Source organism: Sphingomonas sp. (genome assembly GCF_029239295.1).
Taxonomy (GTDB): domain Bacteria; phylum Pseudomonadota; class Alphaproteobacteria; order Sphingomonadales; family Sphingomonadaceae; genus Sphingomonas.
The window spans coordinates 12,717-33,921 of record NZ_JAQZBC010000020.1 but is presented as its reverse complement, the minus strand read 5'-3'; the positions used below and the strand labels follow the sequence as shown (position 1 = coordinate 33,921).

The 21,205-nt window shown below is 63.8% G+C and carries 26 protein-coding genes, 1 tRNA gene and 1 pseudogene; 19 read left to right on the top strand and 9 right to left on the bottom strand.

Annotated features, from left to right (window positions below; all coding sequences use genetic code 11):
• Nucleotides 1–280: 280 nt before the first annotated feature.
• Nucleotides 281–1,313, top strand: a pseudogene (locus K0S66_RS15345) (IS110 family transposase).
• 393 nt (nt 1,314–1,706) lie between these two features.
• On the opposite strand, the gene K0S66_RS15340 reads toward K0S66_RS15345, so the two are convergent.
• A tRNA-Arg gene (locus K0S66_RS15340) sits at nt 1,707–1,783 on the bottom strand.
• Nucleotides 1,784–3,001: 1,218 nt separating this feature from the next.
• On the opposite strand from K0S66_RS15340, the gene K0S66_RS15335 reads away from it, so the two are divergent.
• The gene (locus K0S66_RS15335; protein ID WP_301076344.1) at nt 3,002–3,973 is read left to right on the top strand and encodes a hypothetical protein; all 972 of its coding nucleotides are present in this window, start codon (nt 3,002–3,004) and stop codon (nt 3,971–3,973) included.
• A 76-nt stretch (nt 3,974–4,049) separates the two neighbouring features.
• Here K0S66_RS15335 and K0S66_RS15330 read toward each other — a convergent pair whose 3' ends face one another.
• Nucleotides 4,050–4,322, bottom strand: coding sequence for a hypothetical protein (locus K0S66_RS15330; RefSeq protein WP_301076343.1), 273 nt, complete (start codon nt 4,320–4,322; stop codon nt 4,050–4,052).
• On the bottom strand, nt 4,319–4,588 hold the full coding sequence (locus K0S66_RS15325) for a hypothetical protein (protein WP_301076342.1): 270 nt from the start codon (nt 4,586–4,588) through the stop codon (nt 4,319–4,321). Before K0S66_RS15325 ends, K0S66_RS15330 begins: the two co-directional genes overlap by 4 nt.
• 50 nt (nt 4,589–4,638) lie before the next feature.
• On the opposite strand from K0S66_RS15325, the gene K0S66_RS15320 reads away from it, so the two are divergent.
• Together K0S66_RS15320 and K0S66_RS15315 are read left to right on the top strand one after the other, a co-directional pair.
• Nucleotides 4,639–5,037 carry an HIRAN domain-containing protein gene (locus K0S66_RS15320; protein ID WP_301076340.1) on the top strand — a complete coding sequence of 133 codons (399 nt, stop codon included), beginning with the start codon at nt 4,639–4,641 and terminating at the stop codon, nt 5,035–5,037.
• A gap of 62 nt (nt 5,038–5,099) precedes the next feature.
• Nucleotides 5,100–5,885, top strand: coding sequence for a hypothetical protein (locus K0S66_RS15315; protein WP_301076339.1), 786 nt, complete (start codon nt 5,100–5,102; stop codon nt 5,883–5,885).
• Between the two features lie 46 nt (nt 5,886–5,931).
• On the opposite strand, the gene K0S66_RS15310 is transcribed toward K0S66_RS15315, so the two are convergent.
• Complete coding sequence (locus tag K0S66_RS15310) at nt 5,932–6,984, bottom strand: phage portal protein (protein WP_301076338.1); 1,053 nt, start codon at nt 6,982–6,984, stop codon at nt 5,932–5,934.
• A 1-nt stretch (nt 6,985) separates the two neighbouring features.
• On the bottom strand, nt 6,986–8,809 hold the full coding sequence (locus K0S66_RS15305; protein WP_301076346.1) for a terminase family protein: 1,824 nt from the start codon (nt 8,807–8,809) through the stop codon (nt 6,986–6,988).
• A 114-nt stretch (nt 8,810–8,923) separates the two neighbouring features.
• Here K0S66_RS15305 and K0S66_RS15300 point away from each other — a divergent pair, with 114 nt between their 5' ends.
• From K0S66_RS15300 to K0S66_RS15245, 12 genes are all read left to right on the top strand, one after another.
• The gene (locus tag K0S66_RS15300) at nt 8,924–9,841 is read left to right on the top strand and encodes a GPO family capsid scaffolding protein (RefSeq protein WP_301076337.1); all 918 of its coding nucleotides are present in this window, start codon (nt 8,924–8,926) and stop codon (nt 9,839–9,841) included.
• A 50-nt stretch (nt 9,842–9,891) separates the two neighbouring features.
• Entirely contained in the window at nt 9,892–10,947 is a 1,056-nt protein-coding gene (locus K0S66_RS15295; RefSeq protein ID WP_301076336.1) for a phage major capsid protein, P2 family, read from the top strand.
• A gap of 50 nt (nt 10,948–10,997) precedes the next feature.
• Nucleotides 10,998–11,885 (top strand): phage terminase small subunit, encoded by an 888-nt coding sequence (gpM, locus tag K0S66_RS15290; RefSeq protein WP_301076335.1) that lies wholly within the window; start codon nt 10,998–11,000, stop codon nt 11,883–11,885.
• Between the two features lie 117 nt (nt 11,886–12,002).
• The gene (locus K0S66_RS15285) at nt 12,003–12,245 is read left to right on the top strand and encodes a hypothetical protein (protein WP_301076334.1); all 243 of its coding nucleotides are present in this window, start codon (nt 12,003–12,005) and stop codon (nt 12,243–12,245) included.
• Entirely contained in the window at nt 12,242–12,727 is a 486-nt protein-coding gene (locus K0S66_RS15280) for a head completion/stabilization protein (RefSeq protein WP_301076333.1), read from the top strand. The genes K0S66_RS15285 and K0S66_RS15280 overlap by 4 nt, the downstream gene beginning before the upstream one ends.
• On the top strand, nt 12,727–12,942 hold the full coding sequence (locus K0S66_RS15275) for a tail protein X (RefSeq protein WP_301076332.1): 216 nt from the start codon (nt 12,727–12,729) through the stop codon (nt 12,940–12,942). The genes K0S66_RS15280 and K0S66_RS15275 overlap by 1 nt, the downstream gene beginning before the upstream one ends.
• 3 nt (nt 12,943–12,945) lie before the next feature.
• A complete protein-coding gene (locus tag K0S66_RS15270; RefSeq protein ID WP_301076331.1) occupies nt 12,946–13,299 on the top strand; it encodes a hypothetical protein in 354 nt (117 codons plus the stop codon).
• Complete coding sequence (locus tag K0S66_RS15265; protein ID WP_301076330.1) at nt 13,299–13,790, top strand: lysozyme; 492 nt, start codon at nt 13,299–13,301, stop codon at nt 13,788–13,790. The genes K0S66_RS15270 and K0S66_RS15265 overlap by 1 nt, the downstream gene beginning before the upstream one ends.
• Nucleotides 13,787–14,254 carry a hypothetical protein gene (locus K0S66_RS15260; protein WP_301076329.1) on the top strand — a complete coding sequence of 156 codons (468 nt, stop codon included), beginning with the start codon at nt 13,787–13,789 and terminating at the stop codon, nt 14,252–14,254. The genes K0S66_RS15265 and K0S66_RS15260 overlap by 4 nt, the downstream gene beginning before the upstream one ends.
• Nucleotides 14,199–14,498: a hypothetical protein gene (locus K0S66_RS15255; protein WP_301076328.1), complete on the top strand. Its 300-nt coding sequence runs from the start codon at nt 14,199–14,201 to the stop codon at nt 14,496–14,498. Before K0S66_RS15260 ends, K0S66_RS15255 begins: the two co-directional genes overlap by 56 nt.
• Nucleotides 14,495–14,980 (top strand): phage tail protein, encoded by a 486-nt coding sequence (locus K0S66_RS15250; protein WP_301076327.1) that lies wholly within the window; start codon nt 14,495–14,497, stop codon nt 14,978–14,980. The genes K0S66_RS15255 and K0S66_RS15250 overlap by 4 nt, the downstream gene beginning before the upstream one ends.
• Nucleotides 14,977–15,435, top strand: coding sequence for a phage virion morphogenesis protein (locus K0S66_RS15245; protein WP_301076326.1), 459 nt, complete (start codon nt 14,977–14,979; stop codon nt 15,433–15,435). The genes K0S66_RS15250 and K0S66_RS15245 overlap by 4 nt, the downstream gene beginning before the upstream one ends.
• Before the next feature lie 115 nt (nt 15,436–15,550).
• Here K0S66_RS15245 and K0S66_RS15240 read toward each other — a convergent pair whose 3' ends face one another.
• From K0S66_RS15240 to K0S66_RS15225, 4 genes are all read right to left on the bottom strand, one after another.
• Entirely contained in the window at nt 15,551–15,988 is a 438-nt protein-coding gene (locus K0S66_RS15240; protein ID WP_301076324.1) for a hypothetical protein, read from the bottom strand.
• 144 nt (nt 15,989–16,132) lie between these two features.
• Nucleotides 16,133–16,357, bottom strand: a complete 225-nt coding sequence (locus tag K0S66_RS15235; RefSeq protein ID WP_301076323.1) for a hypothetical protein — start codon at nt 16,355–16,357, stop codon at nt 16,133–16,135.
• Nucleotides 16,358–17,016: 659 nt separating this feature from the next.
• On the bottom strand, nt 17,017–17,493 hold the full coding sequence (locus tag K0S66_RS15230) for a hypothetical protein (protein ID WP_301076322.1): 477 nt from the start codon (nt 17,491–17,493) through the stop codon (nt 17,017–17,019).
• A gap of 170 nt (nt 17,494–17,663) precedes the next feature.
• A complete protein-coding gene (locus K0S66_RS15225; RefSeq protein WP_301076320.1) occupies nt 17,664–18,323 on the bottom strand; it encodes a hypothetical protein in 660 nt (219 codons plus the stop codon).
• Nucleotides 18,324–18,685: 362 nt separating this feature from the next.
• Between K0S66_RS15225 and K0S66_RS15220 the strand changes: the two genes are divergently transcribed.
• From K0S66_RS15220 to K0S66_RS15210, 3 genes are read left to right on the top strand one after another with little or no spacing between them, the layout of a single operon-like run.
• The gene (locus K0S66_RS15220; protein ID WP_366520839.1) at nt 18,686–19,579 is read left to right on the top strand and encodes a baseplate J/gp47 family protein; all 894 of its coding nucleotides are present in this window, start codon (nt 18,686–18,688) and stop codon (nt 19,577–19,579) included.
• Entirely contained in the window at nt 19,576–20,220 is a 645-nt protein-coding gene (locus K0S66_RS15215) for a phage tail protein I (RefSeq protein ID WP_301076317.1), read from the top strand. Before K0S66_RS15220 ends, K0S66_RS15215 begins: the two co-directional genes overlap by 4 nt.
• On the top strand, nt 20,217–21,203 hold the full coding sequence (locus K0S66_RS15210) for a hypothetical protein (RefSeq protein WP_301076316.1): 987 nt from the start codon (nt 20,217–20,219) through the stop codon (nt 21,201–21,203). The genes K0S66_RS15215 and K0S66_RS15210 overlap by 4 nt, the downstream gene beginning before the upstream one ends.
• Nucleotides 21,204–21,205 lie beyond the last annotated feature (2 nt).

The window sequence follows — 21,205 nt, the reverse complement described above, 5'->3', positions numbered from 1 at the left end:
GATGATCTGCTCCTCGCTGAACCTGGTCTTCTTCACGTCCGTCTCCTCACGAAGGCGGACTCTAGCTCAAACTGGCAGAGTTTCAGGGGAGCACGTCAGCATCAGCTGCCGGTCGGGAATGCGTTCAATCTCGGTCGTTCGCCGAGCCAGCGGTTGATCCCGAAAGCCGCCGTTCGATCATGTAGTGAAGGCAGACCCGAAAGCGTGATGGGGTGGACACCCCCAGGCGGCATTGATGTGCCAGAGTGGCGGTGTTGAAGCACAGCTGAGTGAGGCGTCCGTGTCAGAGGTTACCACGATCGGTATGGGCATCGCCAAGCATGTTTTCCATACGCATGACTCTGATGGTTCTGGTCGAACGGTGTTCAGTCGTCGGCTCACGCGCAGCAAGCTGCTCGACTTCTTTGAAGGTCATCCTCGCTGCGTGGTGGCGCTGGAGGCATGCGGTGGAGCGCATCACTGCGCACGCGAACTGAAGTCGATGGGTCATGCGGTGCGGCTGATCCCGCCAGGGAAGGTGAAGCCGTTCGTGAGGCGGCACAAGAACGATGCGGTTGATGCGGAGGCGATCTGTGAGGCGGCACAGCGCCCGAACATGCGCTTTGTGGCCGTCAAAACCGAGGAGCAGCGGGCTGCGGCGTTGGTGTTTCGCACCCGCCACCTTGCCCTGAAGCAGCGCACCCAGCTCGCCAATGCGATCCGCGGGCACGTGGCTGAGTATGGCTTGGTGGCCCCCAAGGGAGCTGACTATCTTGCGATGCTGGCGGACCTGGTCGAGGATGGAAAGGTCGGCGACACCTTGCCTGCGGCAGCACGGCCCATGTTCGCGATGATGGGTCGACATGCTCGCCGAGCTCGACAGGCGGATATCAGTGTTGGACAAGGAAATCGCGCGTCGAGCCCGCGAAGATGAGGTCGCGGGCCGGCTGATGACCATACCCGGCATCGGCCCGCTTACCGCCACGACCATCACCGCTGGCGCCCCTGCCGAGACGTTCGCGAAGGGCCGCGACTTTGCTGCCTGGCTGGGGCTGGTCCCAAGCCAGGCAGCGACTGGCGGCAAGCAGAAGCTGGGCGCGATCTCGCGGATGGGAGAACGCACGCTGTGGCGCCTGCTCATCATCGGCAGCAGCGCGGTTGTGCTCCAGGCGAGCAAACGCGGGGCACTGGCGGGCTCCTGGCTCGAAGGCATGCTTGCCCGAAAGCCGCGCATGCTGGTGACGGCCGCACTCGCCAACGAGATGGCGCTCATCGTCTGGGCGTTGCTGGCAAAGCAGGAGGATTGCAGAGCTCCGGTCGCAGCCGAGGCGTAAGCCAGAGCGGACCAGAGGCGTCGGAGGGCGCAGTCAGTCGGAGGAGGGTATGGCGCAACAGTCGGCGAGACGGGATCGGAAGAACCCGGGCTTTCCACCGTGGCATTAGCATGCTTTGGGTGAAGTGGTTCCGATCCGCGAACTCCCATACGGGCGAGCAGCTTACCGCTGCATCAAAGGCCGGACAGATGGCAGCATCCGACTACGCGTCAACTTCCAGATACCGCGTGCAACCAATGGGGCGTCCATAGATGGCCAAAATTGGCCCAGAAGGCACCGCGCGCCCAAGTTCGGGCTTTCGAGGGTTCCCGCTGTATTAATTCGCGGCATCTGGGCCTTGGCCCAGAAAGTAACGAAAATTGGACCAGAAGGTAGCGCGCGCTACAGCGGCGCTGGTGCCCCCGGCGAGATTCGAACTCACGACCTGCGGTTTAGGAAACCGTCGCTCTATCCTGCTGAGCTACGGGGGCAATGGCGGATTCCCTAGGTTTCTGGCCTTTCCCGGTCAATCCCGAACACGCGAAACACGCGGCAAGCCACGGTTTAGGGTGGCACAAAGGGGGGCACATTCTGTTCCCGCTATGGTCCCCTCGCCTCTATACACGCGGCGTGTCCGCCACGTCCGTTATCATCCAGCACCCAAGGTCGCGTCCAAGGCAGGTGGCACAAAAAGGGGCACAGCGGTTTGCGCGCTGCTCGACGCTCGGCTTCGGTGTCGCCCTCGATTGCGGTCGGTTGGTCGACCTAGCGTCGCTGAAGCGGCCTACGCCTCAGCAGAGCGGAAGCGACGATGCTACTCCAGGCGCGGCTCAATATTCTTAGGTGCAAGCGGGAGAGAGGTAACATCGGTAACCCCCACGGTTTTCTGCCATTTTTGAGGTAACATTTTCGGTTACCTATAGGTTATCAAATTACCTTCTTTTCCAGTAACCCGCACGGAGAAGAAAACGCTCTACTTTCAGCAGCATAACCGTTTCCCTTTCTCTCCGTAACCGCGATGTTACCTTGCAATGGTAATCCAAAAGCGGCGGTTTTCTGAGGTTTTTTGGCTCGATTTGTTCAGGATTACCGATGTTACCGCTTTCCCCGATGCATCCCCCAGTCGAGAAGTTTCGAAGCAGATGTGACGATGTGAACGCGAGGATGGACGGCGAAGAAGGCGCCACCCCTTTAGGCAGCTCCGCAACCTGCCTTGGGGTGCATCAATTTGTATGGGGCTGAAGTCGCCCAATCGATGAAAAATTGCCGCTGCGGACGCTGGGGCTGCATCAGATCAGCGCCTCGCATCAAAAGCGACCGAAAAAGCTCGCGGGCGAGGCGGGGGGAATAGCGCGGCTTCTGGGGTTGCAAAACGCTGACGAAGTCGGAGCGAGTCTACCCTCGCTCACCGGCTCACCCCGTCGCTGTACGCCGAACCTCCGCCGTTCAGCCGGGCTCGGCTCCTCCGTCTGAAAACTTTCCATTCCATTTTCGTGTTGATCGCCGCACTGGATAGGGGAGAGCGGAACTGCTGCTTTCGGGCACAGCCGAGGAGAAAGCCGCCGCTCGTTCATTAACCGGCGATCACATCGCAGCATGAGAGGCCGGACTTCCCCGGTTCCAGGCTAGCGCTGGGCGGCCGGGCGCAGAATGCAGGTATATGGCTGCCCATCAACTCACCCTAGGCGAAAAAAAGAACGGAGCGTGTCGTGGCGGGCAAGACGAGGATCACGGTCGAAATCGGGGGCGTCACCCGGGAACTGTTCTCCGTGGAGGAGCGCAAAGGGGGCGACCTAATGATCTACCTTAAGTCGTCCCGATCGATCGCGACCAGCGGGGAGGCCGAGCACGAGGACATCGCGGAACAACGCTTCTCGGTCCACGTGAGCCCAAAGTCGCGGGGGCACACCATCAAGCAGACGCTCAAAACCTCCGCGGCGAAGACCACCACGTCGGCCTTCGTTCTGCCGCGGATTGCGTCGACGAGGACGCCCGCGGGCGTCGTACTACCGCCCCGGCCGCAGTTCTGCTGGCCGATCTTCATGGTGCGTCCGCCGCGCCTCGACACCGGGCACTACGACAGCCGACCCAGAAAAGCCGATCGACGGGTGGACCTCACGCCGTTTGACCCGGTGCGCGCCAGCATCGTCTACATGGTGATCGCCAGCTCGCCGAACGTCACGGAACTCCCGAGCATCAGGCGCCGCACTTCCGCGGCCGTCCTGCAGTTTCGAGCGTTCAACCTCCACGTCCTTCACGGCTACTCGCCAATTCCCTCGCTGCCGGCTGGCGACTTTCTCACCTTTGCGACAAGTCCCCAGCTCACCGGTCCCCAGCAACCATCTGGTGACCGGGAGCCGCGCTACAGCCTGACACTTCCCGCGGTCGAGGGTTCCTTCTTCCACGGTCTCGGCATTCTCCGCGATCGATACGGCAAGCAGTTCCTCGAGGCGGAGTTGCAGGATCCGGGTCTTGACGGCGCAGCCACGATCATGTGGGGCATGGCTGCATTCTGCACCGCACAGCCGGCCGCGTCGGCGGACGAGGTGATCAGGAGCATGGAAGAATACCACGCGGAGATCCGCGCGATCAGCGCCTCCGAGGGACGAATCGGAGCACCCATGAGCGGCAGGCTGCCGGACTGGCTCGAGGAGCGCTACCGCGACTTCAAAAGCCGATAGACCGGCTGCGGTCGACTACGCACATCCTTCGATTCAACGCGATAACGCTACCGGTCCGCTTGCACGATCTGACGCTCTACCGCATTGGCCGGGTGGGCCCAACATCATCCTGCGCCGGCACGCCGCTGGCACCATCAATCGCGGCGTAGCGGAAAGGCGGAGGCTCGGGGCTGTCCGCCAGTATTTCCAGCCGCTTCAGGCTTTCGGCGATCACGGCCGCCCCTTGCACGCGAGCGCGCAACTGCTCGTCGTGCCGGTGATCTGCCAGCCCCTTCAGCACGCTCTTCGGCCAGGTGCGGATCGCTGCCTGGATACGGTTGACCAGCTCGTCGTAATTGACCTGCCTCACTTCGCCACCCTGAACTCCGCCCAGCGCGGATCCACGCCGCCCAGCTGATATGCCGGCACGCCGAAGAAACGGCCCAGTGTGTCGCGCGCTTCGTCGCGCAGATCCGCCGGCACGCCATCGCGCACGAAGCGATGAAGGTAGCGCGGGCGCTGACCGATGATGCGAGACAGGTCGGTCAGCGTAACTCGGTGCTGTGCGGCAAGCGCCGGAACGCGCTCGCGCGGGTCGTAGATCTTCAAGCCATCCTCGAATCGGTTGCGAATCATCACCGCCTTCAATTAGCGGGCGTTCCTTATTTGTTCTACCGGGGAGCCGAGTGAAAGAGTTCAGCCTAGCCGTCGTCGGCATCAATTATCTCAACGCCGACCAGAGCAACCGCCGCTTCGAGCTGGCGATGTGCGTACCTGGGGAGCCGGTGCATCTGGTGCCCGAGCCAACCAACAAGCACGATCCGGCAGCTGTCGCGGTGTTCAGCGCGCGCGGCATGCAGATCGGTTATCTGTCGAGTGAGCGTTGCCTGTGGATTGGCGCCAGGATCCGCGCTGGCGAGGAACATGAGGCGGTGTTTCAGGACTTCGGGCAGCACACGGCCACCATCCGCGTGCGCTTCGGCGGCGGGTCGCCCACCCTGCCGGCACCGCTCCCCAGGGTGATGGGGCCAGTTGAAGAAGAGTGGCTCAACCAGGATCCGGCTGGTGATCCCCGCTATAAGTAAGATGTTCTTGCTCTTTCTGAGCCAGAGCGGTTGAACTGTCTCAACTTTATACTGGAGCCCAAATGGCCACTACCACCGACCCGGCAAACGAATTGGCAGCGGTGTGCAAGCGCTTGTCTCATACAGACAGGCAGGCAGGTGCCATGGCTCTAGGATCGCTCTTCGGTTTCGAGGGATACTCGACCGGATACTACCGGATAATCTCGTCGATAATGCAGCGGGCGGATCAAGTTGAGGAGGTTGTAGCGAACTCGCACATGGATCCAGAGCACAAGCTTTTGGCCGCGGAAACTTTACGTGAATTCAAGTCGCTTTTTAGCTCCACATACCTCAATCACGCTTGGAATAACGGGGGCTCTTCCAAGGCAGCAAGCCTGGTTCAGGCAATCACGTTTCTGTCTCCTACAGTGCGTAGCTACGTTCAGTACCCGTCATTGGATGAGGATGAGGTTAGAGCCATCCTCGTCGAGATTGATGAGTACCTCAGGTTGCTTCGGTCTGGCAGCGAAGGAGAGCTCGCGTTTGTGAGGCGCTCCATAGAAGATAGCCTTCACGAACTTATCTTTCGCTTGACAAACTTGGGGTGGTTAGGTGCGGACTATACGCTTGAAGGTCTGCGTCAGGTTAATGACGCTTACCACCTGATGGCACGCGGCACCTTCAGCGATGACGGAAGTTCGTCGGTCATGACGCGCTTGGGGTCGCTGATCGGCGGCATCAACGACCGACTCTCTACTGCTCGGGAGTGGAAAGAGAACGCCGCCCTCGCGATCGAGGGTTACAAGTTCGTCGCCGCACTAAGCATGCCTGTTATGGCGCTTACCCCACTACTCACCGGGCCAAAGTGACCCGGCATTTTTTTGCCGAGGCGCGGGCGAACAAGCGGCTCCCTCTTCAAGCTCTAACAACCTCGCGCGGCAGGAACTTCACCGCCTCCACGCCCAGCCGATCATTGATCTCGATGAACGCCGTCTGCAGCGGGTAGATCTCCAGCTCGAAGAACATCGCCGTTGCATCCTTCGGATTGCCGAAGGCGGATCCCTGCGCCGGCACGATCCCGAGCAGCTGGGGCGGCACGCGATGCGCTGCCATCACGTCGGCCTGCGTCGCGTTCTTGATCCCGAGGAACTCGTCCTTCGCACCGGCTTCGGCGATCGGCATGATCTTGATGCTGCCTTCCTTGCCGTTCGGAGCATGGACGAACAGGTTCTTGAAATTGCCCGGACCTTTGGACTGGCGCAGCGCCTCTTTCAGCGCCTCGGTGTCGTTGCTGTCGATCTCGCCAGTCGCGTAGAGGATGTACCCGGCGTGACTGCCGTTCAGGTAATAGCGGCGCCGGAACAGCGTCGCCGCTTCGTTCAGCAACGCCGCCTGCAGCGCGCTGAGATATTCGGGAACGCCGTAGATCTCCTGGTTCACGTCGGGTTGCATCACCTGCACCACGCTGCCCGCCGGGAACGCCACGGCATCCTTGCCGCCGGGCGCCCACCAGAACGCCCCCTCCTCCACGCCGCGCCGCGTGTAGCGCGCCATCGAATGCACCAGGCGCAGCGGATCGTTGAAGCGGTTGCGCTTCACCTCGACGAACGCGTTCCCGAAGACGAGATAATCCTGCACCAGCTTGCCGAACTCGGCGCGGGTCAGGAGCGAATTGGGATCGAGCGAGGCGACCAGCAGGTTGCGCTTCAGCATGATCGCGGAGCTGTGGTGCGGCGAGACGCGGAACGCCCGCGCCAGCCCGTCGAGCGGCAGCGGCGGTTCGTACCAGCGCCCGTTGTGCCAGCATTCCAGCATGTCGATCAGCTGGCGCCCGCCCAGCGCCGGCTCGGGCTCGCCGAAGCTGAAGGTCTGGATCGCGCCGGCATTGTCGTTCGCGACGATCGCGCCGGCCGATGCACTCGCCGCCTCTGCGCGCGACATGCGGCGTGCTTTGCGTGCCTTGCTCATGTCAGAAGATCTCCATTGAGCCCTTGGGCTTTTCCTGTCCGTCGAGCGGCTCGTTGATCATGATGTGCATCAGCGCCCATGCGAGGTCGGCATGCCCCACCTCTTCGCTGCGGCTGGCCTTGAAGGTGACGGAGCGGCCGGACGTGGTCAGCGCTTTCTTGATCGACAGGAACGCCGAGGCGAGGTCCATCCAACCGCCATCGAACTCGATCCGCCGGCGCTGGAAGCTGTGCTGCGCCTTCATCACCATCGATGTCTTCGCTTCGAGCGAATAGTCGATCTTGGTCAGGCCGCGGACCTTGCCGATCAGCAGCTGGTGCACGGCCGCGCCGACGCCGTTCGCATCGATCCCGAAATAGGTGCAATGGTAACGGGCCAGCCGCGCGATGATGAATTCGGCCTGCTCCTGAAAATCGCCGCGCAGCTGGTGCTTCTCCAGCAACCGGAATTTGCCGCTCGGCCCGTCGGGCGGCAGCGCGATCACCAGCGCGGCATTGTCGCCATCGACGCTGCCTTGCGGGTCATAGCCCGCCCACACCGCCCGGTCGCCGACCGGCTTGGCGGCGAGCACGTTGAACCATGGCCAGTCGACCTGCGTGTCGACGGTGCAGGCGAGGATGTCGTTGAACTTGAACGCCGACAGGCTGTCGTCGACGAAATGGCACATCAGCAGGTTGGCGAACTCGTCAGCCGCATATTCGACGCGCAGCTCGTCGATGTTGAACAGGTCGCAACCGCGCGCCGCGGCATCCTCGATCGTCACGATCTGGCGCCACACGCCATCCTCGCACTGCCGCCCGCCCTGCAGGCTGGCATGCGTCACGTCGATCGTGATCCGGTCGGCCTTCTTCAGCCGGCGATTACGGCGCTCGCCCGTCCAATAGGGGTGCGCCTGGTGCGCGACGGACGACGGCGTCGAGAAATAGGTCCGGCGCCAGCGCTTGTGCATCGCCATGGCGCTGGCGACCTTGTTCAGCTCCTCGAACCCATAGGTCCAGAAGAACTCGTCGAAATAGAAATTGCCGTGATAGCCCTGCGCGGTGCGGGCGTTGGTGCCCAGAAAGATCAGCTCGGCCGCAGGCTCGCCTTCCGGGATCGTGTCCGCCGTCAGCACGATCGGGTCGCCCTGCAGCTTCACGCCGACGCGCGCGGCGAACTGGACGATGTAATTGCGGAAAATGTGCGCCTGGTTCTTCGACGCCGACAGGAAGATCTGGTTGCCACCACCCCGCAGCGCGTCGAGCAGCGCCTCGCGGGCGAAATACCATGTCGCGCCGATCTGGCGCGACTTCAGGATCATGCGGGTGCGCTCGCCCTTCGCGGCCCACCAGTCTTCCTGATAGCCGAACAGCTCGGCCTCGAAGATCTCCTCGAGCTGCTCGACCTGCTCGGCGGTGAAATGGTTCTTCTGCGCGTGCTTCTTCTCGCCGGCGTTGCGGTTGGCGACCTTGTCGTTCAGGTGACCCTCGTGCCCGCCCGGCGCCTCGTACCGGCGGATCCTCGCGGTCGCGACGACACCGCGCAGCAGCGCGTCCAGCTCCTTGAACTCGGCGCCGCTCTTCTTGTCTTTCCAGATCAGGGTGTTGAGCCGGCCCTCTAGCGAATCTTCGATCTTGTCGAGGCACGAGGCGTCATCCCAGCGCCCTCGCTGCTTCCAGCTTTCCACGGTCGCGCGGGCATAGGCCTTGCCGGTCTCATCATTGGCATAGCCGAGCAGCCCCAGCTCGTCGGCGATCTGCGTCACGCCCCAGCCGCGCCAGTACAGGCTGCGCGCCATGCGCTGCGCCGTCACCGGATTCGGAAACGTCGCGTGCGGCAATGGCATGCCGGTATCGGCGGGAAGCTTGGTCATGGCAGCGAGACCTAGCCATGCCGCTCGCCGGCCCGCCCCCTCGCGATCGTGTAGAAAGCCTTTCTACACGAGCCGCGCCTTGAGAAGATGCCCGGCTTCGGTCCCTGTTCGTGGCTCCAGAGCGGCATCGCGCCGCGTGCCGATTATCGAACCGAGGACCGCAGCGCCATGGGCAAGCAGAGCCAGCTATTCCGCGTTTTCGTCGAGGGCGAAACGATCAGCGACGGTCGCAAGATCACCGCCGACATGATCGACGATTGCGTCGCCACCTTCGATCCCAAGACCTACACCCCCCGCATCAACATCGAACATATCGCCGGCTACAGCCCGGAGCCGCCCTTCAACGGCTATGGTGATGTGATCGCGGTCGAGGCGCGCGATGACGAATTCACAATCGCCGGCGAGACCAAGAAGCTGCGCGCGCTCTATGCGCAGGTCGACGCCAACGACCAGCTGGTGAAGCTCGCCCAGGCCGATCAGAAGCCGTTCCCCTCGGTCGAACTCACCCCCAGCTACGCCGGCAGCGGCAAGGTCGGCCTGGTCGGCCTCGCCTTCACCGACACGCCCGCCTCGATCGGCACGGAACGCCTGAAGTTCTCCAGCCGCGCACCCGGCACGATCTTCGCCCATGGCGCCGACGCTGTCGCGATCGAGTTCGAAGCTGCGCCCGGTGATCCGGCCAAGGTCGAGAGCGCCGTTGCCGGCTTCTTCTCGGCGCTGACCGCCAAGTTCAAGGGGGGCGAGGCTAACAAGTTGAAGGAAGAGCCGACGCCGAAGGCGGCGAACGACAACTTCGACGTGGCCGCATTCACGACCGAGCTGCAGGTAGCGGTCAGCGGTTCAATCGCTGCAGCGCTGGCGCCCTACGCCGCCACGCAGACCGCCATGCAGGGCGAGTTCGCGGCCCTGAAGGCGAAGCTGGCGTCGAGCGAAGCACCCAGCGGCTTCTCGCGCGCGCCGCATGCCGGCGGTGCGGTCGACGCCCAGTTCGCCACCGACTGCTGATCCCAGACCGCCACCCCCTTTCCGCCTCTCGCCTACCCGGAGCTTCGCCCATGCAGACCGCCACTCGCCTCCTGTTCAACAGCTACGTCGGCACCCTTGCCCAGCTAAACAACCTCGACCCGTCGCTCACCGTCATCCCCGGCGAGCTGAAGCAGTTCGCCGTCGCGCCGGTGATTGAACAGCGCCTGCAGGCCAAGCTGCAGCTGACCAGCGACTTCATGAGCCGCATCAATGTCGTGCCGGTCGCGGCGCAGCAGGGGGACCGTGTCGGCGTCGGCGTTGGTCGCTCGCTCGCGAGCCGCACCGACACCTCGGGCGGTGACCGTCGCAATCCGACCGATCCGACCAAGTCGGACAAGATCGACCAGTATTTCTGCAAGAAGACCAACTACGATTATTCGTGGGGCTACACGCTGCTCGATGCCTGGGCGCACCGTCCCGAGTTCCAGCAGCTCGTCCGCGATGCCGTGCTGGTGCAGAAGGCTGAAGACGTCATCACGATCGGCTTCAACGGCACCAGCGCCGCTGCCACGACCGACCGCGACGCCAATCCCCTGCTGCAGGACGTCAACTGGGGCTGGCTCTACAAGATGCGCCAGAATGCGCCGTCGCGGGTGATGAGCCACGGCACGAAGGACACCGCCAAGGTCTACGTGTCCGACACCGGCACCGCCGACTATGTCAATCTCGACGCGCTGGTCTTCGACGCGATCGGCAACCTGATCCATGAGCGGTATCGCACCGCGACCGATCTGGTCGTGATCGTCGGCTCGGATCTGGTGCAGGAGAAATACTTCAAGATCATCAGCGAGGCCGGCGACAAGGCGACCGAGCAGGTCGCCCGCGACATCATCATGTCCAGCCGCCAGCTGGGCGGGAAGCCGACCATGCAGGTGCCGTTCTTCCCGCCGAACGCCATCCTCATCACCAGCCTCAAGAACCTGTCCTATTACTGGCAGATCGGCTCCGCGCGCCGCGCGGTGAAGGACGAGCCGGAATACGACCGGATCGCCAACTATGAGAGCATCAACGACGCTTTCATGGTCGAGGATTACGGCAAGGCCTGCCTGATCGAGAACATCCAGCTCGGGCCGAAGGCGGCGTAACCGCCTCCGCGCCCCACCAGCTGCCCGCCCTCTCGCTTTCGGATACGATCATGAGCCCTGCTCGCCTTCATCGGGAACGCCTCGCCGCTGCTGCGGCTGTGCTTGGCCCGTCCTCGGTCGTTTCAACCGTAGAGGGCGGGCAACCACCCATGCCCGCCATGACGCCGGCGCTGGAACACCGCCTCACCACGGCGCTCGCCGCCAGCGTGGGACAGTGCGATGCCGACGTGCAGCTCGCGATCGGTGTCGACCCGGCCGTTGCTCAGATCATGCTGCGCCTGACCCATGACCTGCGCCGGCTGAAAGAGATCGCCTCGATCGAGGCGAAGATCGAGGCCAAGCGCGGCATGCTGCCCGAATATCGGGACTGGTGCGATCTGCGCCTCGCTGCCGGCGCGGCAGCCGAGGGCAACGAACTGCCGTCGACCGGCGCTGACGACGTGCTGCCGACCATGATGATCTGGTCGATCGACACCGCTGACTGGGCGCGCGCGCTTGAACTGGCCGCGCATGTCCTGCGCTTCAATGAGCCGCTGCCGACGCGCTACCAGCGCGGCGCTGCGGCGCTGATCGTGGAAGAGATCGCCAGCGCCGCCATCAAGGCACAGACGCGCGACGAAGCTTTCCCGCTAGACGTCCTCGAACAGGTCGACGCGCTCACCGTGCGTGTCGACATGCACGACGAGATCCGCGCCAAGCTGATGAAGGCGATCGGCGTTGAGCTGGCCCGCGCAGCCGGAGAACTCGAACACGGAACCCCGGAACATCTCGCCGCGGTCGGCAAGGCCCTCGTGCCGCTTCGCCGGGCGCAGGATCTGCACGATCGCGTCGGCACCAAGGGCACGATCAAGCAGCTCCAGAAGGTGCTGGCCAACGCTGCCAAGGAACAAGCCGCGCTCGCGGCACAGGAACAGGCCGGCACCGCGCCGGCCGCATAGCTCGCCCCCCGGCGCTCGGGGGCAGATCGCGCGAGACGGGAGGGCCTTCGGGCTGAGGGCCGTCGATCGACCCGATCTCCACCCCCGTTTGCCAGTGGGCGGAACAGGATCGAAAACATGCCGCAGCTCGCGCAACATATGCTTGCCACCATGCTGGTCGCGCTCGGCGGCTGGTTCACCTTCGCCGGCGCGATCGCCGCGGCGGTGCCCGAGGCGCTCGCGCTGTCCGACGTCCTCGCCGGCTATCGCATCGGGCCGATCGCCGCCCGCCACACCCGTCTGCTTGCCTTGCTGCTTGCGCTGCTCGGGATCCTGCTGTTCGTCACTGGCGCGCTGGTCGCGGTTCGCAGCTTCCCATGACCGGTTTCCCGCTCCCGATCGTCGACAATGGCGCCGATGACGTACCCGCCGTCGAGGCGCCGATCGTCAACGACGGCTTCTTCCCCGACGTCGATCCTGCGCTGTTCGCGCGCGAGATGCGCGTGCGCGAAGCCGTGACGCCCGAACGGCGCCGTCGCGCGCTGATCGACGCGATCATTACGGTCGGCAATCAGCTCGCCGCATGGCGCGATCGGCAGCTGCTCGCGACCAGCGCAACGCTCGCCGACGTGCCCAGCCCCGCGGTCGACGGGGAAAGCCGCCTCGTCCAGCTCTACCACACCGCCGTCTTCAGCGAGGCCAAGGCGAAGCTCGTCGAGCGCTATCGCGACGCCGACATCACCCGCGCCGGCAAGGATCAGGTCGAGGATCTCGATCCGTCGATCGGCGAGCTGCGGCGCGATTCGGTCTACGCCGTGCGCGACATCCTCGGCGTCGGTCGCGTGGCGGTCGAGCTGATCTGATGGCCGACACCCTCACCGCGCGACAGGGCGACACGCTCGACGGGCTGATCTGGCGCGAGCGTGGCCTCGGGATCGAGGACTGCCCCGCCGTCCTCGCCGCCAATCCCGGTCTCGCGTCGCTCGGCCCCACCCTCCCGGCCGGCACCGCCGTCACCATTCCCGCGATCTCCGCGCCGGCGCTCCCGGTTCGCGACATCGTCCAGCTCTGGAGCTGACGCATGGACAAACACCTTCATGAGATCACCGACGCGGTCCTGTCGTTCCTGATCAGCCTGGTGCCCTCCGCGCTCGGCGCGACGGTCAGCATGCTGGTCGATGACGGGATCACCTGGGGCAAGATGTTCGCCCGCCTCTGGGTCGGCATCGTCGTCAGCTATTTCGTGAAGGGCGCGCTGGTCGCCCTCCTGTCGCTGCACCCCTTCGTGGTCGACGCGATCAGCTTCCTCACCGGCATGGTCGCCTACAAATCCGCGCCCGGCTTCATCGCCGGCTGCTCGGCCGCGATCGGCGAGGCGCCCGGCCTGATCCGCGATCGCCTGCTCGCCTTCCTGCCTTCCAAGGAGAAGAAGTGATGCCCGCCAGGAGCCGAAAGTCGCTCGCCGGTGTCGTCGGCCTCGCCTGCGCCCTGCTGCTCGCGCCGTTCGTGTCGGGCTGGGAAAGCGGCGGTAAGCCGCGCCTCGATGCCTATCAGGACATCGTCGGTGTCTGGACGATCTGCGATGGTGAGACCGAGGGCGTGAAGCCCGGCATGCGCGAGACGCTCGCCGGCTGCGCCGCCCGCAACGAGGCCGCCCTGATCCGTCACGCCGAGCCTGTCCTCGCCTGCACGCCAACCTTGCGCGGCCACCCGCACCAGCTCGCCGCGGCCGTGTCGCTCGCCTACAACATCGGCACCGGCGCTTACTGCCGCTCGACCGTCGATCGACGCTTCGATGCCGGCCGGTGGCGTGCCGCCTGCGATGCCTTCCTGATGTGGAACAGGGCAAGCGGAAAGGTCGTGAACGGGCTCGTGCGTCGCCGCCAGGCGGAACGCGATCTTTGCCTGAAGGATCTGCCGCGATGATCCGCTCCGTATTCGCATGGGTGCGCGCGGAGGCGACCTTCCTCGTCCTGCTCGCCGTGGCCGCTGCCGGCGCATACCTCTACGTCGAGGTGCAGCGGATCCGCGCCGATCGCGACGATCTGCTGCACACGGCCGAGAAGATCTGCGCCCGCGCCGGCGCGGATTGGGCAGCCACGAAGGAGGCGAAGCGCGGCGTCCTGTGCGCCCGCCGCGCGGCCGAGCTGGCGACGTTCAAGAGCACCGCCGATCAGGAAACCGCCCGCCTGCTCGCCGCGGCAATGGAGGACGCCAATGCCCGCGCCGCCCGCGACCTGCGGAGCGCCAGCACCTCCGCCGCGCGCATGCGCGACGCCCTTAGCCGAATGGAGAACGCCGATGCGCAAGCCGAGCGCCGCAACCTTGTCGATCGTGAGTGGACTGCTGCTGTCAACGGTGTTGCCGGGCTGCGCCCACCGGGCCGCTGATCTCCCGTCGGCGCCTGCGCCGATCGCGATCAAGGTCGAACCCCCTCGCCCGCCGGCCGAGCTGCTCGCCTGCGCCGAACGCCCAGCCGGTCTGCCCGAGGATCCCGATCTGATCGCGCAGATCCCCACTCGGTTGCGCGCCGGCATCATCCGCCTGGCGCAGGCATTCGGTGCCAATGCCGATCGGCAAGATCGCCTGATCGATTGGGCGGCTCCCGGCACCTGCCGGAAGGTGGCGCCGTGAAGAAGGCCGATAGCCTGAAGGCGCTGCTGCTCGCCTCGGTGCCGGCGCTGAAGGCTGATCCGGCAAAGCTCGCGTTGTTCGTCGACAAGGGCAAGGTATCGTCCGTGCGCAGCAACACGCTCGCCTTTCAGCTCAGCTATACGGCGACCATCTGGATCGAGGCTTATGGCGGCGATCTCGACGGCCTGTTCGTGCCGATCCTCGCGTGGATCGCGCAGAATCAGCCCGAGCTGATCGACCGACCCGATGGCGAACCCTTCACCTTCGAGTCCGAACTCCTCGATAGCGACACGGCGGATATCTCAATCGAGATCGAGCTGACCGAGCGCGTGCTGATCGAACGCCGCGACGACGGCAAGCTGCGCACGCGCCACCTCGACGATGCGGCGATTGCCGACGTTTTCGCTGGCGCCGAGCAAACGCGCCTTTGGCGAGCGGTGCTCGATGATCAGGTCGCCAACCACAACCCGATGCCAGCATGAACGATCTGACGCAGATCAACGATCTGGCCGGCGCGCTGCTCGCTCGGTTCGCGCCAGCTTCACGCCGTAACCTGCTCGGCCGTATTGCTCGCGATATCCGCAAGAGCCAGGCGGACCGGATTGGTCGCCAGCTGCAACCCGACGGCACCCGGTTCGAACCTCGCAAAGCGGCCGCGACCTCCAGTAAGCGCCGAAAGGGGAAGCTCCGCCAGAAGATGATGTTCCGCAAGCTGCGGCTCGCCAAGTTCCTGAAGGCCGGCGCGACGCCGAATGAGGCGTGGATCGGATTTGCCGGCCGCGCTGCCTCAATCGCCTCTGTTCACCAGCATGGCCTGACTGACCGCCCTGTCCGCGGCGCCAAAAAGGTCCGTTACGCCCAGCGCGTGCTGCTCGGCCTTACGGATGGCGAGCAGGATCGCGCGCTGGATTTGCTGCTAGACGAAATCTCTCCCTAACTGCCGTCAGAGCGGGCTGTCCGCTTTCGAGATCGCTAACCTCGGCCGCCAACGTCCGAGATTGGGTGGTTAGCAGAACAGCGGCTTCGGAACGGACTAGATCGAAAGCCGACACTTACCCATGACCGTTGCACTTCGCGGATGCGACCGTTCGCGAGCGAATGTCATATACGACCTCGATAAAGTCGCAGCCCCCGTCGTTAGCAGCTGGCAGGTGTACATCGTTACCAAACCAGCGGCGCTCGCCAGCCTCTAAACCATCCGGCGATGGGCAGGCCAAGGCGACCTGTCCGTTCGTTCGTCCGCCTTTTTTAGCTCCTTCGCAGAACCACGGGTCATGCTGGCCATCTGGAACGAAGTAGAAGGCCTCCACGCGATCAGCGGACCCGAACTTGTAGGCACGGGCAAATCTCTCAATCTTCCCTGCCTCCCGGGGAAGTAGCACCTTTTGCTCGATTTGATCCATAAGTTCGGCCTGCTGACGCTTCTCAGGCGATGAGCACGCCGCCATCAAAAAGGCAGCGGCGAGGACAAAGCGAAGTCTCATAGTCATCACTGTCGCACTTGGCTCCAACGTCCGCAATCGCCGAAGGTCTACTCGACACTGGGTGACTGGTATTGGGGCGCTTCGTGCCTGTCCGCTCTCGGAATCGCCTTACCGCACAAGAACGACATAGATTGGGTGGAAAGCGGACGCTTATTGATCGGCGATAGCCCGCCGCAATCCGGCCCGATAGCGTTCAACATGCTGTTCTGCCGCGATGCGCTTCCGCTTCGCGTCGTGCCAAGCCCACAGAAAGCCCAACGGCATGATCAGCATGGGCAGGAAGGCCCAGAGTGCTCGCGGTAGGTCCAACGGCAGGGCGACGTAGAGCGAGAGCGCGACAAACCCGCCGAACGACATGATGCTTAACGCCAACATCATCCGCTCCGTGAACCTGTCAGGTGATGACGGCGGCACAAACGGTTGAAGAACAAGCGGACGCGTTCGCTTTGAACTGGGGATGCGCATCGAGCGAACAATGCCTGATCGTCCGTTCACCCGCAATGACCGCTTTTGGGGCGCTTCCTGCCTGGCGACTTTCGGAGTCCGCCTCGGCGTTACTGGACGGCTGCGAGTGGGTGGGAAGCGGACATAATCGCCGTTCTACTGACAACCCTTCGGATGAACTTGCAAACTGTGCTCGCGACGAACGAGCGATATGGTGGCCCCTACAGTACAGGCACCGAGAAGCATCGGCGTGGACCGCAGTTCTTGGGTGCCGCCGTCGCGAAATCGCACGATCACCGTAGGATGGTTTCCGATTTCGTCAGCGTAGCTTCCGAACCGAACGACACTTGCCACCTCGACCACAGAAGGTCCCGAAGATCGATACCCACCCGTAATGATCGCTGCCAATGCTACTAAGGCAAACGCCAAAACTACCTTCCACTCGCCAAGCATTGAGCGCCACAGACTGTCCACGCAGCACCGATAACAGAAAGTGTAATGTCTGGAAGTGGGGCGGTTCCTGCCTGTCCGCTCGTGGAATGCCCCACCGTGCAAGAGCGGCCTAGATTGGGTGGAAAGCTGACATAGACTTAAGCGAACTCGTCCCGCTTCTGCTTCGGTCGTAGCCGCCGCACTCTGCCGGCGTCAGCGTGCCAAAGCCGAGTTTCAAATCGCCTGCGTTCTCGCCTTGCTTCGCCGTCACCCGCTTGTGCTCCGAGACCAAGCCAGTGCCGATACCCGGCCATGTCGTTTTGATTGAAGCGGCTCAACGCCATGTGCTGGGCTGCGCGCAGGTCGCCTCTTTTGTATGCCCGCCGATATAGTCCAGCCGCGCTAAAGGCGTCCGCGGGCTTGCCAAACGGATCGGAGCTTCCATCGTTAGAGAACCAATCGGCAAGCTCGATCATCGCCCCTGCGTGTCCGCGTAGAGCGAGGTGCCACATGATCGGCAGCCACTTACCAATGTGCCGCTCATATCGGATCGCCAAGCCCTTCAGGTAGAGCCGGTCCGCAGGCGTGTCGTCGTTTATGCGTTCCACGGCGCGACCTTCGCACATGGTTTTCATGTCCGCTATTGGGGCGTAAGCGGAACGTCCGCTTTTCCGCCCGAAAGCTGCCGAACTCGCGCATATCTGCGGCTCTTGCGCCCTGCCCTTCGGTTTACGTGCATTGCAGGCTTGACGCAGGTTGACGCGACTTGGAACACTGAAGTCCGTGGCGCACGTGGAGCCAAGTGCTACAGCGGCGATGCTAAGCCGGCCCGAGCGTCCAGCATGTAGCGGACAGTGCCTGTGCCACCGCGATACTCAATGCAGGTCACCTCGTAGACGCCCTCGCGCATTTGAAGAGGCGATATGTCTAGCACTTTCGCGCAAAGATGACGGTTCAGGTTAATGATTGTCGCGGCTAACTTCTCGACGTCAGCGCCTTCACCGGCGCCGGATCGGCTATACATGTCTGGCAGGCTTTCGCCCCGGTCCTTAAAGCTGGGATCAACGGCGTTCCGCGTTTGAAGTGCCCCCTTTTCCGAGACGCTGATGCCGAGTGTCTGATCGCACTTGATGTCCCAGGAAAGCTGACTTCGAGTTGCGTCGCTACTGACTTTGATCGACTTTACTTCACGGCACATATCCTGAAGGGCACTTCGGCCAGCCCACATCGCGAGCGCGTTCGCGTCGGCGAAACGCTCCTTGCCCAGCTTGCGATAGAGCCCACTGTCCTTCTGGCGGGTAAGCGGCTTCCAAGCATCACCCTTGATATGCTGGTCAAGGGCGGCGATCTTCTGCTCAGACGTTACAACCACTGCCTTTGCCTTGGGCGCGGCTGCGGGTTCAGGCTCTGCTGACGAACAGCCGGTTACGACGAAGCCTGCGGCGAAGATGAAGCGTCTCAGCATTCCTGCTCAAATTCCTGCCTGTATGCCGGGCGCGTTCCGCAACGGCGTGCGCTACGGTGCGTGCGAACCGTTAAAGACACGTGCACCTTCGAGCGCAACTCCGCCCCCTTTTCAGTTTACATGCATTGCAGGCTCGACGCAGCTTTACGCGAGTTGGAACGCTGAAAAGCGCCGCTAACGCCGGGGACTGAGTGGATTTCGGCCGGCCGCTTTTGGGATGAGCACCGCGCATAGCGGGCGGCCGATGTTGGGGGGTAGCTGCCGGACCGCTTAACCAGCCTTTATGTTAGTCATGTAGAAAGCCATTCTACACGAGCGCGGCATAGCCAGGCGCGCGCGTGCCGCACGACATGGCCGGCATCATGGCCGCCAGCTCCTCCACCGTTGATCTTTCGCGCTTGGCTGCGCCGACCATCGTCGAGCAGCGCACCTTCGAGCAGATCCTCACCGATATGATCGCTGCTGTGCAGCAGCTGATGCCGGCGTTCGATGCGACAATCGACAGCGACCCTGCGGTCAAGGTGCTTCAGGTCGCGGCCTACCGCGAGTTCCTGATCCGCGGCGCCTTTCAGGATGGCGCGCTGCAGCTGCTCGTCGCCTATGCCACCGGGCTCGCGCTCGATCACCTCGGCGCCTTGGTCGGTGTCGCTCGCCTCACCATTGCGCCGGCCGACCCGGCCCCGGGCCGCCCCGCAGTGATGGAGGCTGACGAGGCCTTTCGTCAGCGCATCGTGCTTGCTCCCGAAAGCTTCTCCAGCGCCGGGCCCGAGCTGGCCTATGTCGCCCACGCCAAGGGCGCGAGCGCCGAAGTGCTCGACGCGACCGCCAGCTCGCCCGCGCCTGGCGTCGTGCGCGTCTCAATATTGTCGACGCAAGGCGACGGCACTGCCTCGGCCCAGCTCGTCGATGCCGTCGACGCCGTCGTGAACAGTCCAGCGATCAGGCCGCTCGGCGATGCTGTCACGACCACCTCGGCCACGATCCGCAATTTTGAGATCCGCGCAGTGCTGATCACCTATTCCGGTCCCGACATCTCGATCGTGCTGGACGAGGCGCGCAGGGCACTGGCCGGTTTCAATGCGGAGAACCGCAAGCTCGGTCGGTCAATCACGCGCTCAGGCATCATTGCCGCCCTTTCCGTCGCTGGCGTGCATCGCGTGGATCTCGCCAGCCCAGCCGCTGACGTTATCTGTGATGCGACCGAAGCGGCTTGGCCCATTGCGATCGACGTTTCGCATGGCGGCTACGCGGCATGAGCCTGCTGCCGCCCAATGCGACCCGGCTTGAACGTGCGCTGGAGCATGGCATTGCCCGGCTGAGCGATGTCACCGCGCCGATCGACACGCTGGTCAATCCGCAGACCATCGCCGCCAGCGTATTGCCATGGCTCGCGTTCGGCCTCTCGGTCGATAGCTGGGATGCGACATGGCCAGAGGCGCTGAAGCGCCAGGCAGTCGCGGAATCGATCGCGCTCCACCGGATCAAGGGCACACGGCGATCGGTTGAGATGGTGCTCGCCCGGCTCGATCGGCTCGCCACCATCGTTGAATGGCACGAGGATCCCGCCCGCCTGCCGCCACACGTCTTCGAGGTGCATGTGCCACTGGTGGAGATCGCCAGGGCGGCGGGCGGCAAGCGCGCCAGCGCTGCGATCATCGACGAGATCATTGCCGAGGTCGGTCGTGTCAAACCGCTCCGCGAGCATTTGCGCGTGGTGCAGACGCTGTTCGCGGGCGGAGCGGTCGGCATTCAGGGCGCAGGTCGCCTCGTCTCCTACACGCGCGATGCCACTGATCTGATCGTCGACACCTCGCTCGATTGGGATGCCTGTCTGCAGACCGAACAGGGCGAGCCGCTCGAAACCGAAACCGGCTCCTTGCTGAGGAACATCCAATGAGCAGATTGATCCTCACCATCACCCGGGCAGGGCTGGAACGGTTCACCGCGGCGCAGCTGGCCGACGACATCGACCTTTCCATCATGTCCGTAGGTCTGACTGACGCGCCGTTCGTTCCGGCGCCGACGCTTGACGCACTGCCTGGCGAGTTCGAGCGGCTGCAGACAATCTCCGGCGAGCAGGTCGGCGACAATGTCGTTCACATGATCATTCGTGATGACAGCGACGCCAGCTACCACGCCCATGGCTTCGGCTTGTTCCTCGGCGATGGTACGCTGTTTGCTGCCTACGGCCAAGAAGATCCGTTGTTCGAAAAGTCGCCGCGCGCCGCGCTTCTCGCCGCGATCGACATCGGCTTCCCCACTGGGGACATCAGCGATTTGCGCTTCGGCGACACCAACTTCCTAAATCCACCGGCGACGACACAGCGGATGGGCGTGGTTCGCCTGGCGACCCCCGATGAGGTCGAGGAGGGAACGTCGAGCTCGACGGTCGTCACGCCGGCAGAGCTGCGGCGCATGCTCCCGATCGGCATGATCAGCATCTGGTACGGAGACGATAACGACACTCCCGTCGGCTGGGCCATCTGCGATGGGCGAGCAGTCGAACGCAGCGATGGCGAGGGCATTGTCACGACGCCGGATCTGCGCGGCCTCGTGATCGTCGGCGCGGGCGATCGCCCGGCTGGTGAGCGTTTCGGTGCGACGCAACAGCGCACCGCACAGGCCGGCGCACATGCGCATCAGGTGGAAGTCACCGGCACCACCGCCAACGTCGAAAGCCTCGTGTCACTTAACACCACGCTGAAGAACGACACCGCCGGCGGGGGCACCGGCGATTCCGTTCGTTCGGTTCAGCTCCTCGATCCCGGTCACTCACACACCGCAACGCTCGCCGGCGCGTCCGCCGAGGCGGGCGCGCACGATCACACCGTCGACGTGACGCAGCCGTCCATGTCGCTGTTCTACATCATGAAGGTTTGACT

Bases quoted from the DNA above. Each gene is read 5' to 3' on its own strand.
- K0S66_RS15325 (WP_301076342.1), bottom strand. From the start codon at position 4,588: ATGATTCGCAACCGATTCGAGGATGGCTTGAAGATCTACGACCCGCGC.
- K0S66_RS15315 (WP_301076339.1), top strand. From the start codon at position 5,100: ATGGCCACTACCACCGACCCGGCAAACGAATTGGCAGCGGTGTGCAAG.
- K0S66_RS15310 (WP_301076338.1), bottom strand. From the start codon at position 6,984: ATGAGCAAGGCACGCAAAGCACGCCGCATGTCGCGCGCAGAGGCGGCG.
- K0S66_RS15305 (WP_301076346.1), bottom strand. From the start codon at position 8,809: ATGCCATTGCCGCACGCGACGTTTCCGAATCCGGTGACGGCGCAGCGC.
- K0S66_RS15300 (WP_301076337.1), top strand. From the start codon at position 8,924: ATGCCCGGCTTCGGTCCCTGTTCGTGGCTCCAGAGCGGCATCGCGCCG.
- K0S66_RS15295 (WP_301076336.1), top strand. From the start codon at position 9,892: ATGCAGACCGCCACTCGCCTCCTGTTCAACAGCTACGTCGGCACCCTT.
- gpM (WP_301076335.1), top strand. From the start codon at position 10,998: ATGAGCCCTGCTCGCCTTCATCGGGAACGCCTCGCCGCTGCTGCGGCT.
- K0S66_RS15285 (WP_301076334.1), top strand. From the start codon at position 12,003: ATGCCGCAGCTCGCGCAACATATGCTTGCCACCATGCTGGTCGCGCTC.
- K0S66_RS15280 (WP_301076333.1), top strand. From the start codon at position 12,242: ATGACCGGTTTCCCGCTCCCGATCGTCGACAATGGCGCCGATGACGTA.
- K0S66_RS15275 (WP_301076332.1), top strand. From the start codon at position 12,727: ATGGCCGACACCCTCACCGCGCGACAGGGCGACACGCTCGACGGGCTG.
- K0S66_RS15270 (WP_301076331.1), top strand. From the start codon at position 12,946: ATGGACAAACACCTTCATGAGATCACCGACGCGGTCCTGTCGTTCCTG.
- K0S66_RS15265 (WP_301076330.1), top strand. From the start codon at position 13,299: ATGCCCGCCAGGAGCCGAAAGTCGCTCGCCGGTGTCGTCGGCCTCGCC.
- K0S66_RS15260 (WP_301076329.1), top strand. From the start codon at position 13,787: ATGATCCGCTCCGTATTCGCATGGGTGCGCGCGGAGGCGACCTTCCTC.
- K0S66_RS15245 (WP_301076326.1), top strand. From the start codon at position 14,977: ATGAACGATCTGACGCAGATCAACGATCTGGCCGGCGCGCTGCTCGCT.
- K0S66_RS15240 (WP_301076324.1), bottom strand. From the start codon at position 15,988: ATGACTATGAGACTTCGCTTTGTCCTCGCCGCTGCCTTTTTGATGGCG.
- K0S66_RS15235 (WP_301076323.1), bottom strand. From the start codon at position 16,357: ATGTTGGCGTTAAGCATCATGTCGTTCGGCGGGTTTGTCGCGCTCTCG.
- K0S66_RS15230 (WP_301076322.1), bottom strand. From the start codon at position 17,493: ATGAAAACCATGTGCGAAGGTCGCGCCGTGGAACGCATAAACGACGAC.
- K0S66_RS15225 (WP_301076320.1), bottom strand. From the start codon at position 18,323: ATGCTGAGACGCTTCATCTTCGCCGCAGGCTTCGTCGTAACCGGCTGT.
- K0S66_RS15220 (WP_366520839.1), top strand. From the start codon at position 18,686: ATGGCCGCCAGCTCCTCCACCGTTGATCTTTCGCGCTTGGCTGCGCCG.
- K0S66_RS15215 (WP_301076317.1), top strand. From the start codon at position 19,576: ATGAGCCTGCTGCCGCCCAATGCGACCCGGCTTGAACGTGCGCTGGAG.
- K0S66_RS15210 (WP_301076316.1), top strand. From the start codon at position 20,217: ATGAGCAGATTGATCCTCACCATCACCCGGGCAGGGCTGGAACGGTTC.